This window comes from Ruegeria sp. BHSB064 (genome assembly GCF_059613205.1).
Genome location: NZ_JBXWSB010000034.1, coordinates 1 through 14676, shown reverse-complemented (window position 1 = coordinate 14676; position 14676 = coordinate 1). Strand labels below are relative to the sequence as shown.

At 56.2% G+C, this 14676-nt stretch carries 13 protein-coding genes; 7 read left to right on the top strand and 6 right to left on the bottom strand.

Annotated features, from left to right (window positions below):
• Nucleotides 1-26: 26 nt before the first annotated feature.
• From AC2FNU_RS10455 to AC2FNU_RS10440, 4 genes are read right to left on the bottom strand one after another with little or no spacing between them, the layout of a single operon-like run.
• The gene (locus tag AC2FNU_RS10455) at nucleotides 27-404 is read right to left on the bottom strand and encodes an ExbD/TolR family protein (RefSeq protein ID WP_496788000.1); all 378 of its coding nucleotides are present in this window, start codon (nucleotides 402-404) and stop codon (nucleotides 27-29) included.
• A gap of 4 nt (nucleotides 405-408) precedes the next feature.
• Entirely contained in the window at nucleotides 409-774 is a 366-nt protein-coding gene (locus tag AC2FNU_RS10450; protein WP_496787999.1) for a biopolymer transporter ExbD, read from the bottom strand.
• Nucleotides 767-1432 carry a MotA/TolQ/ExbB proton channel family protein gene (locus AC2FNU_RS10445; RefSeq protein ID WP_496787998.1) on the bottom strand — a complete coding sequence of 222 codons (666 nt, stop codon included), beginning with the start codon at nucleotides 1430-1432 and terminating at the stop codon, nucleotides 767-769. Before AC2FNU_RS10445 ends, AC2FNU_RS10450 begins: the two co-directional genes overlap by 8 nt.
• A complete protein-coding gene (locus tag AC2FNU_RS10440) occupies nucleotides 1429-1863 on the bottom strand; it encodes a hypothetical protein (protein WP_496787997.1) in 435 nt (144 codons plus the stop codon). Before AC2FNU_RS10440 ends, AC2FNU_RS10445 begins: the two co-directional genes overlap by 4 nt.
• A 468-nt stretch (nucleotides 1864-2331) precedes the next feature.
• On the opposite strand from AC2FNU_RS10440, the gene AC2FNU_RS10435 reads away from it, so the two are divergent.
• The 5 genes from AC2FNU_RS10435 to AC2FNU_RS10415 all read left to right on the top strand — a co-directional run bounded on the left by AC2FNU_RS10435 (nucleotide 2332) and on the right by AC2FNU_RS10415 (nucleotide 9535).
• On the top strand, nucleotides 2332-3327 hold the full coding sequence (locus AC2FNU_RS10435; protein WP_496787996.1) for a FecR family protein: 996 nt from the start codon (nucleotides 2332-2334) through the stop codon (nucleotides 3325-3327).
• 32 nt (nucleotides 3328-3359) lie between these two features.
• Entirely contained in the window at nucleotides 3360-5591 is a 2232-nt protein-coding gene (locus AC2FNU_RS10430) for a CHASE2 domain-containing protein (RefSeq protein ID WP_496787993.1), read from the top strand.
• 244 nt (nucleotides 5592-5835) lie between these two features.
• Nucleotides 5836-7296, top strand: a complete 1461-nt coding sequence (gene xylB, locus AC2FNU_RS10425; protein WP_496787990.1) for a xylulokinase — start codon at nucleotides 5836-5838, stop codon at nucleotides 7294-7296.
• The gene (locus tag AC2FNU_RS10420; protein ID WP_496787987.1) at nucleotides 7293-8240 is read left to right on the top strand and encodes an aldose epimerase family protein; all 948 of its coding nucleotides are present in this window, start codon (nucleotides 7293-7295) and stop codon (nucleotides 8238-8240) included. The genes xylB and AC2FNU_RS10420 overlap by 4 nt, the downstream gene beginning before the upstream one ends.
• On the top strand, nucleotides 8237-9535 hold the full coding sequence (locus tag AC2FNU_RS10415) for a cytochrome-c peroxidase (RefSeq protein ID WP_496787984.1): 1299 nt from the start codon (nucleotides 8237-8239) through the stop codon (nucleotides 9533-9535). The genes AC2FNU_RS10420 and AC2FNU_RS10415 overlap by 4 nt, the downstream gene beginning before the upstream one ends.
• Here the strand turns inward: AC2FNU_RS10415 and AC2FNU_RS10410 are convergent, their stop codons facing one another.
• Together AC2FNU_RS10410 and AC2FNU_RS10405 are read right to left on the bottom strand one after the other, a co-directional pair.
• Nucleotides 9536-11047, bottom strand: coding sequence for a CRTAC1 family protein (locus AC2FNU_RS10410; RefSeq protein ID WP_496787982.1), 1512 nt, complete (start codon nucleotides 11045-11047; stop codon nucleotides 9536-9538).
• The gene (locus AC2FNU_RS10405; RefSeq protein ID WP_496787980.1) at nucleotides 11037-12254 is read right to left on the bottom strand and encodes an ROK family transcriptional regulator; all 1218 of its coding nucleotides are present in this window, start codon (nucleotides 12252-12254) and stop codon (nucleotides 11037-11039) included. Before AC2FNU_RS10405 ends, AC2FNU_RS10410 begins: the two co-directional genes overlap by 11 nt.
• A 190-nt stretch (nucleotides 12255-12444) precedes the next feature.
• Between AC2FNU_RS10405 and xylF the strand changes: the two genes are divergently transcribed.
• Nucleotides 12445-13425, top strand: a complete 981-nt coding sequence (gene xylF, locus AC2FNU_RS10400; protein ID WP_496788019.1) for a D-xylose ABC transporter substrate-binding protein — start codon at nucleotides 12445-12447, stop codon at nucleotides 13423-13425.
• Between the two features lie 75 nt (nucleotides 13426-13500).
• On the top strand, nucleotides 13501-14676 hold a 1176-nt coding region (locus tag AC2FNU_RS10395), incomplete at its 3' end, for a sugar ABC transporter permease (RefSeq protein WP_496787978.1).

The window sequence follows — 14676 nt, the reverse complement described above, 5'->3', positions numbered from 1 at the left end:
GATTGCGACAAAAATAGACCGCCTGATCATTCGAGGGCCTGTTCTGTCACCAGAAAAACAGACGGCGCGCCTAACCGCCGCAGATTGCTGGTTATCTCCATCAACAATGGGGCAGGTGCATTTCTATCCGGCACGATCCGCACAGGCCCGCCATTTTGGCCTTCCATGAATGCTTCGGCGTTTATCGGTCGGCCACGAAAGGTCAACGCCCCATCCTGATGAAGGACAAGCGCATCTGGCGGCTCCCGACCTTCAAGATCTGCGGTGTTCACCAAGTCCAGATCGGAATCCAAAGGGGGTGCTATCGTGCCCGCGATCAAAAAAAAGATCAGAATGAGGAAGACGACATTGATCAGCGGAATAGTTGAATCGCGGCGTCGGCTGGGTCGGATGTGGCGGATCATCGACTTACTCCAACACGCTAACCGTCAGACCTTCGCGACCGCGCAGCCGAACAAGAAGATCCACAAGGCGTTGTGCGGAAGTGTCGTCATCAAGGCTGACCAGAACCTGACCGATCAGGGTTTGCTCGGCCAAGTCGTCAAGCGACATGGGCTGGCCATTCAGAACTGTCCGCGTGGCACCAAGCTGAACAAAAAAGCGCTCGGTCGGCTCTGCGGCGCTTGACCCGCCCGCAGCCGCACTGCTGAGTTCAATCTCGCTGAACCGTGAAAAGGTCGAGGACAGCATGAAAAACAGCAAAAGCAGAAAGATCACGTCGATCAGGGGCGTCATCGACATGCGCCGCCGGACAAATGGCGCGGTGTTACGCATGTTCCGGTGCAACTGAAACCGCGTCGGTTCCAACTGCGCTTGTTATTGAGGGCCCCGGCACCAGAACCGTGCGCAACGCCTTGTCCGCAAAAACACGCTCGCGCGCGGTGCGACTTTCCAGCCAGGACAAAACCATCGAAGTCGGCATTGCAACGGCCAGACCCACGGCGGTAGTTATCAGAGCCACCCAGATGCCACCGGCCAGAACCGATGGATCAACTGATGACCCTGCAGCTTGCAGGCTTTGGAATGCGCTGATCATGCCCAGAACCGTGCCAAAAAGACCCAACAAGGGTGCAAGCTGTGCCACTGTGTCCAGCAAGCGGAATCCACGCTCTAACCCGGCGAGCACCAATCCCGCCTCGGCATCCAGCCTGTCATCGGCCCCGGGCACGCCCGATGCGTCCATCGCAGCGCCAACTATTGGGGCAAGATAGCTTTTGCTGCCAGCCAGCTTTGCGCGTGCCGCCTTACGGTCGCCTGCGTCCCACGCAGCGAGTGCTTCGGACAAAACTTTGTGCCGACCGACACCACAGACAGCAAATTGCCAGAGTTTGTAAAGCGTGACGGCCAGTGTCAGAACCGACATCGCGATCAGGATCGCGACGACCGGCCCACCAAGGGCAAAGATTTCACGAAGTGCGGTCAGCGGGCTCATCCCAAAAGCTCCATGTCAACGCGGGTGCTCAGCGACAGGGTTTTTTCGCAAATCTCGCTTTCAGACCCGTCTACCACGCAGGACACTGCGCCATTGATCAATGCTTTGCCGATCGAGGCGCAAGCCCGGTTTGGTAAGTCGAACTGGCGAACGCGCGCTTTGTCTGCTGGCAACTCACGGAACCTGAAAATAGAGAGTTGCAAAAGGCCGCCGTCGACATCAAACAAGACCGTTTCAAATACCGCGTTATCGATCGAATGTCCGGTTTCATTTTCGACCAGAAACGTCAACCTGCAGGATCCCTCGATATCCTCGACCGTGTTCAATTCCATAAACAGCTTGCCCGATTGGTTGGCATCAGATTGTGCAAGCGCGTTTGACGACAGCCCCCCGCACAACAGCGCCGCTGCAAAAACGCGACTAAGAAACATAAATTTACTCCATTCTTGTTGCGCTCAGTTTATGGGCGATGACCATCGGTTGGCCGTTAGTTTGTTGTCCCAGTTGTTCGTCATGTAAAGGATAACGAAGGGTCGAGGAGTAAAAGGATCGTCAGCGAAGTTGATGAGTACGTCCATATCGTAAGAAATACGAAGCACGGAAAGAATTTCAACAGCGCGCGAGAACATCAAACCGGGCCATCGCTTCACCGCGAGCCATGAACAAGATTACTCGTCCCGGGCAAACCTAGCAGCTTGACCGCCCACATTCTCGGTAACGCCGAAACAATGGCTTGGACATGTCTTGCACATAAAACTTGCTAATTGCGCATCAAATAATGCATATTTGTCTATATTTTTGCTTCATTAGAATAACAAAAAGTATGCTTTTTAAGGGGTGAACATCGAGCACAGTGCGATTTGCACGTATCAGGACCCAAAGGGGGAAGGGGCTCGATTTTGTCGTGGTTAAAGATTGTGTTGGTTCTTTGCTTTGTTGTGATCATGCCGTTGCAAGCCATTGCCAGCATTGGAAAAGTTATCAGTGCCAAGCAAGGTGCCCAGCTTATTCGTGAGGGAAAAGCTCAGCCTGTGTATTCAGGGATGGATGTCGTGTCAGGGGATGCGATTTCCACGGATCGGACTGGGTTGATCCAAATTGTCTTTGTGGATGACACCAAGATCGCAATCGGACCCAACGCGCGCATGGTGTTGGATGTGACCCTTTTGCGTGGCAATCGCAAAGCCAAAAACTTTGCTGTTCAGGCGCTCGGCGGTAGCTTTCGGTTTATTTCCGGTAAAAGCCGAAAAAGGGCGTATTCGATAAAAACACCTTCGGCGACGATGGCGGTTCGCGGCACAACCTTCGATATGTGGGTCGTGTCGGAACAGCAAAGCGCGATGCTTGTGCTTGAAGGAACCGTCCGGATGTGCGGCCTCAATGGATCTTGCAGATCTTCTGGACGTCAGTGCAGCATGTACGCGACAGGCGGGGGCGGAGCCGTCGGGCGCCCTGCCAGCCAGGCACAATATGAACAAGCGCTGCAAAGCGGGTTTCCCTTTATTCAGTCGCAAGAAGGTCTGCTGCCACCTTTGCAGGTAAGGGTCGAAGGCTGTGCAGGGGAAGCCGCGCCGATACGACGTGTCAAACCCGATAGGGCGGAACCACGCGCAGCACCGCCTGAACGGCGGGAAAGATCGGAATCCGTAGACGCGACTCCGGCGTCAAGCCCGTCACCTTCGGGACAGAGTGAGCCCGAAAGACCAGAACCAGAGCAAGAGGAACCGGAAAGAGAAGAACCGGAACAAGAAGAGCCTGAAAAAGAGGAACCAGAGCGGGAAGAACCAGAAAAGGAAGAATTCGACCGTGAGGAACCAGAGCGCGAGGAGCCGGATCGCGAAATTACCGATAGAATAGGATCTGAAGAAGGTTTCTCGACAAACGTTTTTGATTGAGGGCGCGTTTTTCCTCTTTCCCGGAGGATGATGTGAGCGAAAAGACATATAAACCAAAGAACGGGCGATGGGCCTTTCGTCTGGTGGGGCTGGTCCTGATCCTGCTGGGCTGCTCTGTCCGCGCATTGGATCCTTACCCTGTTCGCATGACGCGGCTGATCTATTTCGACGTTCTGCAAAGGTTGTCCCCTCGGGCCTTCAATCCCGATCTTCCCATACGTGTCGTCGATATCGATGAAGATGCGTTGGCCAATTGGGGGCAGTGGCCTTGGCCGCGCACTTTGGTTGCGCAGATGGTGCAGAACCTTGGGGAATACGGTGCGGCGGCCATCGCATTCGATATGCTGTTTGCCGAGCCAGACAGGTATTCGCCCTCACGCCTTTTGAATGATCCTTCATTGGCCGGCATTCTGACAGTGGAACGCCACGCCAAGAGGTTGGACAATGATGTGCTGCTGGGGATGGAAATTGCCTATTGGCCGGTGGTTCTGGGCGCCGCTGCGCGGTTGTCCGAGGAAGGCAAGAGCATCGCGGCCAAAGCAGGTATCGTCGAATTTGGGGAAAACCCGACTGCCGGTCTGATCTCGGTTCCACATTGGACGCCAATCGCACCACCGCTGGATCGTACAGCCGCCGGTATTGGTGGCGTCAACGTATCACCCATCGGCGGAACAGGCATCGTGCGCCGTGTGCCGGTGCTTTGGGACGGGCCGGATGGGCCTATGCCTGGTCTGGCTATCGAGTCTTTACGGGTCGCGTTGGGTGAAACCAATATCTTCGCCGAAGGCGCTTTGGACGAAGAGGGGATCATGCTGGCGGTTGAGGTTGGCGGATACCAGGTGCCCACGACCGAGAATGGCGAGCTTTGGCTGAAATATCGGCGAGACACACCCGACCTGTATATTTCGGCCAACGACGTTATGAAGGGTTCTTCGGACCCGTCTTTGCGTGCCGAAATCGAAGGTCGCATAATACTCGTCGGAACGTCCGCTGCTGGTTTGTTCGACATTCATCAAACGGCGCTGGGGGAAAGCGTTCCCGGTGTTTCCATTCATGCGCAGATGATCGAGCAGGTTCTGACCCACGACATGCTCAGTCGTTCCGACGTGACAGCGGCGCAAGAACTGCTTGCTTTTGTCTTTCTGGGACTTGTGGTCATTGCCGTCATGTCCAGCTTCGGCGCAGTCGCATCATTTGTCGCCGGCGGCATCGCCGCAGCTGCAGTTCTTACGATCAGTTGGATGGTCTTTCAAAACCAATCGGTGTTGTTCGATGCGACGTTTCCCTTGATCGGCGGCATGGCAAATTTCGGTCTTTTGGCGGGGTACCTGTTCATTTCGACCGAGCGCGAAAAGCGTGAGATCAGAAAAGTGTTCTCGCATTACGTCGCCCCGGAGATCCTTGATGAAATGGAGCATTCGGGTCACCAGCTGCAACTGGGCGGAGAAACTCAGGAAATCACCGTGATGTTCTCGGATATTCGGGGGTTCACTTCTTTGTCCGAGTCTGCATCCGCCACTGAACTTGTTTCAGTACTGAATGCGCTGTTCTCCAAAATCGGGGACCAGGTGTTGCAAGAGCGTGGAACGATCGACAAGTTCATTGGCGACGCGATAATGGCCTTTTGGAATGCGCCGATACCCGTTGCGGATCATCCGTGCCGCGCAGCATTCGCAGCGCTTAAGATGCGAAGCGCTTTGGCGGGCTTCAACGCATCCGACATTATGCAAAACCGTCAACCCATTGCACTTGCAACAGGAATTGCAACTGGGCAAGCATGCGTTGGAAACATCGGGTCCGAAAAACGTTTCAACTATACTGTCATCGGCGATGTCGTGAACGTTTCGGCACGGCTCGAACAAAGCTGTCGCACAGTCGACTATGATATAGTTGTTTCAAACGGGGTTTATCAAGCCGGGCAAGCGGATCTGGCCCTGTTGGAAGCTGGACATGTTGATCTGAAAGGCAAAGCCAACCCGGAACCTGTGTTCGTGTTGGCCGGTGACAAACTCGTGCTGGAGACTGCGGCGTTCAAAGACCTGGAAGTTTTACACAGCGAATTGATTTCTGCGATCACTGGTCGACACCCGCAAAGCAGAATTGAAGATTTGTGCCGGTGCTGCGAGGGCTTGGCTGAAAATATCGAACCTGGGCTGCGCCGGTTCTATCGCGCGCTTCTTGGGCGAACCGCCGATTTCAGATCAGACATACCTTCTGGTCAGCTTATGTTCACCAGATACAATCGAAGGCTTGGATCTGAGTAGGTGGCGTTCGCGTCTTTGAAAACGACCTGCTTTACGCAGTCTGTATTGAAATGGCCTGTGCCTGTGCGCTTGGAAACTCGGCTCCGGGTGAACTTCTGCTTCGATGCGTGTGGCGCGTGGAATCCCGCATAAAAAAGATGTCGCATTCGTTGAATTTGGCGTAATACGTTAGCGCAAACTGTTTTGCAAAAAGCCAGCATTAACCGGGTAGGGAATTGCAAAGGGCAAAAAGGGGGGAGAGCAGGTGTATCTTGGTCTGGATCTGGGGACATCCGGTCTCCGCGGTATTGTTGTGAACGACGGTGGGCATGTGCTTGCGGATTCCGAAGCGGGTGTTGAAACCTCCACTCCACGCTCCGGCTGGTCGGAACAAACGCCATCGGACTGGATCGGGGCCTGCCAAAAGGTGGTTGCTCAATTGCGCGAGGCGAATTCCGCAGCGTTTTCCGCTGTGCGTGCCATTGGGCTAAGCGGGCATATGCATGGCGCCACGTTACTCGACCACGAAGGCTCGGTTTTGCGGCCATGTATCTTGTGGAATGACACGCGCTCCGCGTCCGAAGCTGCCGAGTTAGACGGTTCCACCGGGATGCGCCAGGTTACAGGGAACATCGTTTTTCCAGGATTTACGGCGCCAAAGCTGGAATGGGTGCGCATACATGAACCCGAGATCTTCGAAAAAGTGTCTAAGGTTCTGCTTCCCAAGGATTACCTACGTTTATGGCTCACAGGTGAATACATCAGCGACGTGTCGGACAGTGCCGGGACCGCGTGGCTGGATGTTGGTCGCCGCGAATGGTCTGACACAGCGCTTGAGCTGGGGCATATGCGTCGAGATCAGATGCCCGAACTGGTAGAAGGCAGCGCGGTAGGAGGGCAGTTGCGGTCCGAGATCTTGCAGAACTGGGGCCTGACCGGGCTTGTGCTGGTTGCAGGAGGAGCAGGCGACAACGCTGCAGCAGCCTGCGGTATCGGCAGTATCCAAGAAGGCACGGGTTTTCTGTCTCTGGGAACCTCCGGAGTGCTGCTGGTGGCGAAAGAAAGCTATGCGCCCGCGCCGGAAACAGCGGTTCATTGCTTTTGCCACGCGGTGCCAGACCGTTGGATTCAAATGGGTGTCATCCTGTCCGCCACAAACAGTCTGAACTGGCTTTCGCGCAACGTGGGGCAGCCTGTTGCCGCACTGGCGACTGCATTGCCAGACCGGATTAGTGGGCCATCGGACACAACTTTTTTACCCTACCTGTCGGGGGAACGAACCCCTCATAACAACAGCGCCATCAGGGGGGCTTTTCTGGGACTGGATATAGCCGCCGATCCCAAGGCGCTGACACAATCCGTTATGGAAGGTGTCGCCTTTGCCATGCGCGATTGCCTTGAGGCACTCAGGGGTACAGGAACAACACCCGAAAGCCTTCTTGTCGTGGGGGGCGGGGCACGATCACGGTTCTGGTTGGAAACGCTCGCAACCGTTTTGAACACACCGCTGGCTTTGCCCAAGGGAAGCGCGTTTGGTGCAGCGACCGGCGCGGCACGTCTGGCCGTCTGCGCGTCTGAAGAGGCAGATCCAAAGGACATCATGACCCCGCCGGACATTTCCGAGGTCATTTTGCCCAGAACAGAACTGTGCGATGGGTACGAAGACGCCTATCAACGCTATCGCAAATACTACACGGCCCTGTCGCCGCTGTCGGTGCAAAGATGACGGATCAGTCCTCTGCGACCGTCGAACGGGTTATCTTGCAAGACGGTGACATGTCCGTTGCCTTGCTAAGCTACGGCGCAATCACACAAGGGTGGTGGATGGGGCAAACGCCTTTGATATTGGGCTATGACGCCCCGCAGGATTACCTCACAGATCCGTATTATCTGGGCGCAATTGTCGGACGCGTGGCCAACCGCATCAGCGGAGCCCGGTTCGACTTGATGGGTGAAACCTGCCATCTGACCGCGAATGAGGGGCAAAATACACTGCACGGTGGCAGGGCCGGGTTGTCCAGAAGGCATTGGGATTTCGGTAAAGTTTCCAAAAATCAAGCTGTTCTGTCCGTGGTTTCACCTGACGGCGACGGCGGCTTCCCCGGCACAGTGCGGTTTGAGTTGGGCGTAGAGCTTAAGTTCCCGCGCCTGACCTACACGATCACCGCACATCCGGATCGACCCACGCCGATCAGCATCGCGCAGCATAATTATTACACTCTTGGCTGTTCGCAGGGCATTCTCGATTGCCGTCTCAGATTAAACGCTGATCACTTTCTGGAACTAAACGAAAGCGCCGTTCCCACAGGCCAAATTCTGAACACCAAGGACGCAAACCTGGATTTCTCGAACAATCGCTTTATTGGTCAAGAAGCAGCCCATCTTGACCATTTTTTCGTGTTTGCGGGCGGGAGAGATGTTAATACGCCTGCAGCTGAAGTCGTCGCACCAACGGGCTTAAGAATGAAAGTCTTTTCCGACCAACCCGGTGCTCAGGTCTATGCGTCGGCGCATTTGTCGGATCCGTTCAGACCTGGGGCAGCGCTTTGCATTGAACCCGCCGGATACACAGACGCGGTCAACCATCCCGCGTTCCCGTCTGTGATCTGCACGCCGGAAAAACCTTATCATCAGAAACTTACGTTAGAGGTAGATGGGGGACGAACATGAGAGGTCAGATTTCGGCTGCCGTTGCGGGCCTTTGGCTTTTCGTACCCTCAGTTCAGGCACAGGACCTTGGCCCGGTTCCGAAATTCGTTGAGCCGGATCTGGAACGAGTCGAGTTGGGGCAACTGCTGTTCTACGACCCCATCCTTTCGGGAAATAAAAACATCAGCTGCGCGACCTGCCATCATCCGGAGCTGGGCACATCTGACGGGCTCTCGCTTGGAATTGGCGAGGGCGGCGTGGGGCTTGGATCCGAGCGTAAGATCACTGAAGACAACACGCCCGAGCAACGGATTCCACGAAACTCGCCGGGGTTGTGGAACTTGGGCGCGTTGGAGTTCACGACCTTTTTCCATGATGGGCGGCTTGAGGCCGATCCGTCACAACCCAATGGCATCAGAACACCGTTAGGAACAGATATGCGGCCCGGTTTTCAATCGGCTCTGGCTGCGCAAGCAATGTTCCCGGTGCTTTCGCCTGACGAGATGGCAGGGCACTATTCCGAAAACGAGGTGAGCAAGGCCGTGCGGCTTGGCTTATTGACCCAGGAGGGCGGGGCCTGGGACCTGATCGCGGCGCGGGTGGCGGCGATACCGGAATATTCGCAGCGGTTTGAAGACATCGCGCCCGGCGAGGAGATCACCTTTACCGCCATCGCCAATGTCATCGCGGATTTCATCGCCTTTGAGTGGCGGTCTGATAACAGCCTTTTTGACCGCGCGATGCGGGGTGAAGAAACTCTGCCGCCGTTGGCGCAACAGGGCATGACCCTGTTCTATGGTGAGGCCGGGTGCAGCAGCTGTCATTCCGGATGGTTCCAGACGGATCACAGTTTCCATTCCATCGCCATGCCCCAGATCGGCCCCGGAAAAGCGGCCCGGTTCGAAAACCACGTGCGCGATGACGGGCGGTTGCGTGTCACGGGCGATACAGGGGATGCGTTTGCCTTTCGTACACCATCGCTACGGAACGTGACGTTGACCGCGCCTTACGGGCACAGCGGCGCATATGCGAAGCTTGAGGATGTTGTGCGCCACCATCTGGATCCGGTGGCAGCCCTGCGCAATTATTCGGTCGAGAAAGCCGAACTGCCCGAATTTCATGGGGCCGAGGATGCCCAGGCCATGCAGGACCCGGCACATGTCGAAGCGATTGCCGCTTCTAACACACTGGCTCCTGTTAGCCTGAGCGACGATGACATCAGCGCCATCCTGAGTTTCCTCAGCACTCTGGAGGACCCGGCAGTTCGGTTGGGTGTGCCCAAGGCAGTTCCCAGTGGTTTGCCCGTTGACCAATAGTCAGCGGCTAAGGCGTATCACTTGATTGGGGTTTGCGGTCTGCCAATCACTTGCCTTGCCATCGGGCCAGATCACCCTGATCTGCAAGCTTTCCGCATCGCCCAAGCCAAAATGGTGAAATCCAGCAATGCCACTGGCATGGCCGCCGCCAACTGTGACTTCCCGCGTCTGCACTTTGCCGTCCGTTTTGACCTCGATAAAGCTGCCAACAGCCAAGCGATTGGGTTGCGCTTGACTCAGATCTACCATCAACCAGTTGCCGTCCTGTGGCGTGTTCTGAAAAACCTCCAGCGGAGAGCCGCGATTGACCACCACCATGTCCAGCCAGCCATCCCCGTTCAGATCGGCCAAGGCTCCGCCACGGGATTTTTGCATAGAAGCGACGCCTGCGTCTGATGCTGTTTCGATAAACTGACCATTGTCGTTTTGCATCAACAGGTTGTTTGGATCGGTTTGCGCAGCGTCGGGCATTTGCTCGACGTTACCCTTGGTGACAAAAATATCGTCCAGCCCGTCATTATTCACATCACCAAACTGCGCATGCCAACCGGTTGAAGGGCGACCATCGCCACCTGTATGCGGCCTGTGTGCTGTTGTCCCCCGATCATAGGTCGCGTCGCGCCATGTCGGACCCGCAGTCGACGGATCGAAGGTTTGAAATTTTTGATCCCCCATCGAGGTCAGGTAAACGTCTGGAAACCCGTCTCCGGTCAAATCGCGCGAGGCAATGCCCATGCCCCAGATCGAATAGGGCAGCCATCCGTCTGTCTGATCATACAGACGCGGGGTGTCTTCCATCGCCCATAATTGCTCTTGCCCGTCGCGCACATAGTAGTGTCGGTCGTTGCTGACACGCAGATCCGCGCGCCCCGACCGCGCCCAGTCGGAAAACAGAATTGAGAGGGAACAATGCCCGGGTTCCAGATGAATAGGGGGCCCATAGGTAACCCCGTCCGGCCGGTAAAATACGGTTGGTCCACAAGTCTCAAACGGCCCGTCCGGATCGTTGCGGTCAACATACGTACCAAACGCCAGCGTTGGTAAGGTTTCGCCGTCTTCCCAAGTGGCTGAGAAGCCTGTGGTCCAGTGATCCTCGGAATCGAAGCTCAGCGTCGTGAAAGGCGCGAAACTGCAATCCGGCCCGCCCCGCACCAACAGATCCGGTCCGACCCGCAGAATTGCGAGATCAAGCTGCCCGTCGCCATCCACATCCAGCGGGTACGCGCCGGTTACACCCGTCAGGGATAGTGCGCTGGGCGTGTCCGCCTGAAACCGAATATCTTCTTTGGACAGGTTCAAAAACAGCTGCGCGGGATTAGAGCCTCCGGCGGCGTAAAGCTCGGGGCGGTCGTCGCCATTGCAGTCGAAGACGGCGACCCCGCCGCCGACAAAATGTTCCCAGCCACCGTCATACATGTGGGGCGGAACGTCTACGCCATGAAACTGCAGGGAAGGTACATCAGCAGCAACGGTTGTTGCTGTGGTCAGCAGGAAAGCCAGACTAGTTCGCATGTGCTGCCAATTCCCGTACTTTCAGGATCGAGACCTGTTCGATTCCATAAGCGGCCGCCCCTTTGGCCCACATTGAGTCGCCCCAGTGGTTCACTTTGATTTCGGGGAGGGGTGCGTCAACGCTGACGACGCCGCTTTTGACACGCGCCATGACCTCCTCTGAATGCAGGTACTCAAAGCTTCCGCGTGTTCCGGACAGAATAATGCACTCGGGATCGAACAGATTGATCAGATTGGAAAGCCCCATTCCAAACATCTGTCCGGCACGCGCCAAAACCGAGATCGACCTTGCATCCCCGGCTTTTGCGGATGCGAGAATATCGGCAAGTGTTTGCGGGTCTGTGGCTTGGCTTGCGATCGTGGCTTCACGGATCAGGGCGTATTCTCCGACATAAGCCTCGAGGCAGCCGCGTTGTCCGCATTGGCACAGCGCGCCGTCCAGTTGAACTTTCAAATGCCCGAACTCTGCCCCGCAACCGCGTTCGCCGCGATAAAGCTTGCCATCGAACACAATGCCCAGACCTATACCGTGTTCAATAGTAACGACCAGAAAGGTTTTCAGCCCTTTGCCCAGCCCGAAAAGCTGTTCGGCCTTGGCCACCAGATTGGCATCGTTTTCGATAAAGGCGGGGCAGGGCAGGGCCTTGGACAGTAGCGGGCTCAGGTCCACATTGCGCTCGGTCAAAGACGATGACCAATGTACAAAGTTCTTCTCGGCATCGATCAGCCCTGCGATGCCAATGCAAACTCCGGACAGATCCGTCAGCGAACGGTGCGCCGTGTCGCAGGCGTGGGACAGGGCCATGTGAATCGTCTGTGTGAAAGCCTTGGGTGCCATGCGCGCCTCATCCAATGGGTGGGTATAGGATGCGATTTCCGTACCTTCGAAATCCACCAAAATGACCGAGATCTGATGCCGGGCGACTTTCACGCCGGCGATCATGTGGCACCCACCGTGCAGCTTCAGAAGCACGCGCGGTCTGCCGCGACGCGCGGATTTGGATGGTGATTCACCTTCGATTTCCTGGATCAGACCGGCGGACAACAAATCTGCCGTGGCGGAGGTGACAGTAGCGGGGCTGGTTTCAAGTGCGGTGGCAATGTCGATTCGCGAGATGGCTTCGGTTGCGCGAATCTGTTCCAGCACCCGCAATCGGGTGATGTTTCTTTGGTCCGTGGCGTTTGAAGAAGCTTTGCTTTTCAGCATCTTGCCCTCGCGAATCTCATCCCTGTTTCAATCTAGGTGGTTTTTTCTGTTACCGATAGCATAAATATTTTACCGACTGAAATAAATATGCTACCCAGAATAACGAGAGCCACGAATCATGAAGCGATGGCTCATTAACCGGGAGGAAATCATGAAGAGAATTCTCAGCGCTTCCGCATTGGCGGTGTTGATGGGTACGGCCGCCTTTGCCGAACCTGTTGTGGGCGTCAGCTGGTCGAATTTCCAGGAAGAGCGTTGGAAGACCGACGAAGCCGCGATCAAAGCTGCACTGGAAGCAGGTGGAGCCGAGTACATTTCAGCGGACGCGCAATCGTCTTCGGCCAAGCAATTGTCGGATATTGAAAGCCTGATCGCCCAGGGCGTTGATGCGCTGATCATTCTGGCGCAAGACTCCCAAGCCATTGGTCCGGCGGTTCAGGCCGCAGCCGATGAAGGCATTCCTGTCATTGCCTATGACCGCCTGATCGAAGACGACCGCGCCTTTTATCTGACTTTCGACAACGTTGAAGTCGGTCGTATGCAGGCACGTGCCGTGTTCGAGGCAATGCCCAAAGGCAACTACGTGATGATCAAGGGTTCACCCACCGATCCGAACGCCGACTTCCTGCGTGGTGGTCAGCAAGAGATCATTCAGGGTGCCGTTGACAGTGGTGACATTGTGATTGTGGGCGAGGCTTATACCGACGGTTGGCTGCCTGCGAACGCACAACGCAACATGGAACAGATCCTGACAGCGAACGAGAACAACGTTGATGCTGTTGTCGCTTCGAATGACGGTACTGCTGGTGGCGTTGTTGCTGCGCTGACCGCGCAGGGCATGGAAGGCATTCCGGTCTCGGGCCAGGATGGTGACCACGCTGCGCTGAACCGTGTTGCCAAGGGCACGCAGACGGTCTCGGTCTGGAAAGACGCGCGTGAACTGGGCAAAGCTGCCGGTGAAATCGCGGTTGCGTTGAGCAGCGGAACAAGCCCTTCCGATGTTGAAGGCGCGATCAGCTGGACCTCGCCCGGTGGCACCGAGATGAACTCGGTCTTCCTGGCGCCTGTGCCGATCACCAAGGACAACCTGACTGTAGTGGTCGACGCTGGCTGGATCCCGCTGGAAGACCTGTGCCAGGGCGTCGAAAACGGCCCTGCGCCCTGTAACTAAACCAAACTCCAAACCATACTGTCTCTGGCCCGCATGGGTGGGCCAGAGATCATAGCTGAACATGAAAGATCGGATATGACCGAAACTTCGTCTCAGCCGGTACCCCAAAAAGCAAAGGCCAACCTGTTCCAGCAGCTGGAACTGGATATGCGGCTATTGGGCATGATCGGCGCCTTCATCATCCTGTGCATCGGCTTCAACATCGTAACTGATGGCCGTTTTCTGACACCCAGAAACCTGTTCAACCTGTCGATTCAGTCTGTTTCGGTTGCGATCATGGCCTGTGGCATGGTGTTCATCATTGTCATGCGCCATATCGACCTGTCGGTCGGCGCGCTTCTGGCGACCACATCTGCCGTCATGGCGATGACGCAGACCGAGCTGTTGCCGAATGTGTTGGGCATGGGTTTGAACCACCCGGCGACATGGGCGATCACTTTGGTGGTGGGCCTCATGGTAGGTACATTGATCGGCGCTTTCCATGGGTGGATGGTGGGCTATCTGACGATCCCCGCATTCATCGTAACGCTTGGCGGTTTTCTGGTCTGGCGAAACGTGGCCTGGTACATGACCGATGGCCAGACGATCGGCCCGCTGGACAGCACGTTCCTGATGTTCGGGGGCACCAACGGAACGTTGGGAACAACGGTCAGTCTTCTGTTCGGCCTTGCGGCCACGGCTGTCGCGATCTGGGCATTGTGGAGCGGTCGTCGGTCCAAAGCAGCCCACGGGTTCCCTGTTAAGCCGGTTTGGGCTGAAACGACACTGGCCGGGATCATCGGCATCGCCATCATGGGCTATGTCTTGATCGTCAACAGCTATGCCATCCCGACCCGCCGTCTGGAACGTATGTTCGAAGCGCGGGGTGAGACCATGCCCGAGGGGTTGGTTGTCGGCTACGGCATTCCGATCTCGGTCCTGATCCTGATCCTGGTGGCGGTGACCTTGACCGTTGTAGCCCGCAAAACCCGCTTTGGCCGCTATATCTTTGCCACCGGCGGCAACCCGGACGCGGCGGAGTTGTCGGGTATCAACACCCGCATGATGACCGTCAAAATCTTTGCCCTAATGGGGTTCCTATGTGCGCTCTCTGCTGTAGTCGCCTCTGCCCGTCTGGCCAACCATTCGAACGATATCGGCACGCTGGATGAACTGCGTGTGATTGCTGCGGCCGTTATCGGTGGAACCGCGCTGTCTGGCGGTATCGGTACGATCTATGGCGCAATCCTTGGCGCGTTGATCATGCAGGCG

Excerpts from the sequence above, each read along its gene's own strand:
- AC2FNU_RS10455 (WP_496788000.1), bottom strand. The coding sequence starts at position 404 with ATGATCCGCCACATCCGACCCAGCCGACGCCGCGATTCAACTATTCCG.
- AC2FNU_RS10450 (WP_496787999.1), bottom strand. The coding sequence starts at position 774 with ATGCGTAACACCGCGCCATTTGTCCGGCGGCGCATGTCGATGACGCCC.
- AC2FNU_RS10445 (WP_496787998.1), bottom strand. The coding sequence starts at position 1,432 with ATGAGCCCGCTGACCGCACTTCGTGAAATCTTTGCCCTTGGTGGGCCG.
- AC2FNU_RS10440 (WP_496787997.1), bottom strand. The coding sequence starts at position 1,863 with ATGTTTCTTAGTCGCGTTTTTGCAGCGGCGCTGTTGTGCGGGGGGCTG.
- AC2FNU_RS10420 (WP_496787987.1), top strand. The coding sequence starts at position 7,293 with ATGACGGATCAGTCCTCTGCGACCGTCGAACGGGTTATCTTGCAAGAC.
- AC2FNU_RS10415 (WP_496787984.1), top strand. The coding sequence starts at position 8,237 with ATGAGAGGTCAGATTTCGGCTGCCGTTGCGGGCCTTTGGCTTTTCGTA.
- AC2FNU_RS10410 (WP_496787982.1), bottom strand. The coding sequence starts at position 11,047 with ATGCGAACTAGTCTGGCTTTCCTGCTGACCACAGCAACAACCGTTGCT.
- AC2FNU_RS10405 (WP_496787980.1), bottom strand. The coding sequence starts at position 12,254 with ATGCTGAAAAGCAAAGCTTCTTCAAACGCCACGGACCAAAGAAACATC.
- xylF (WP_496788019.1), top strand. The coding sequence starts at position 12,445 with ATGGGTACGGCCGCCTTTGCCGAACCTGTTGTGGGCGTCAGCTGGTCG.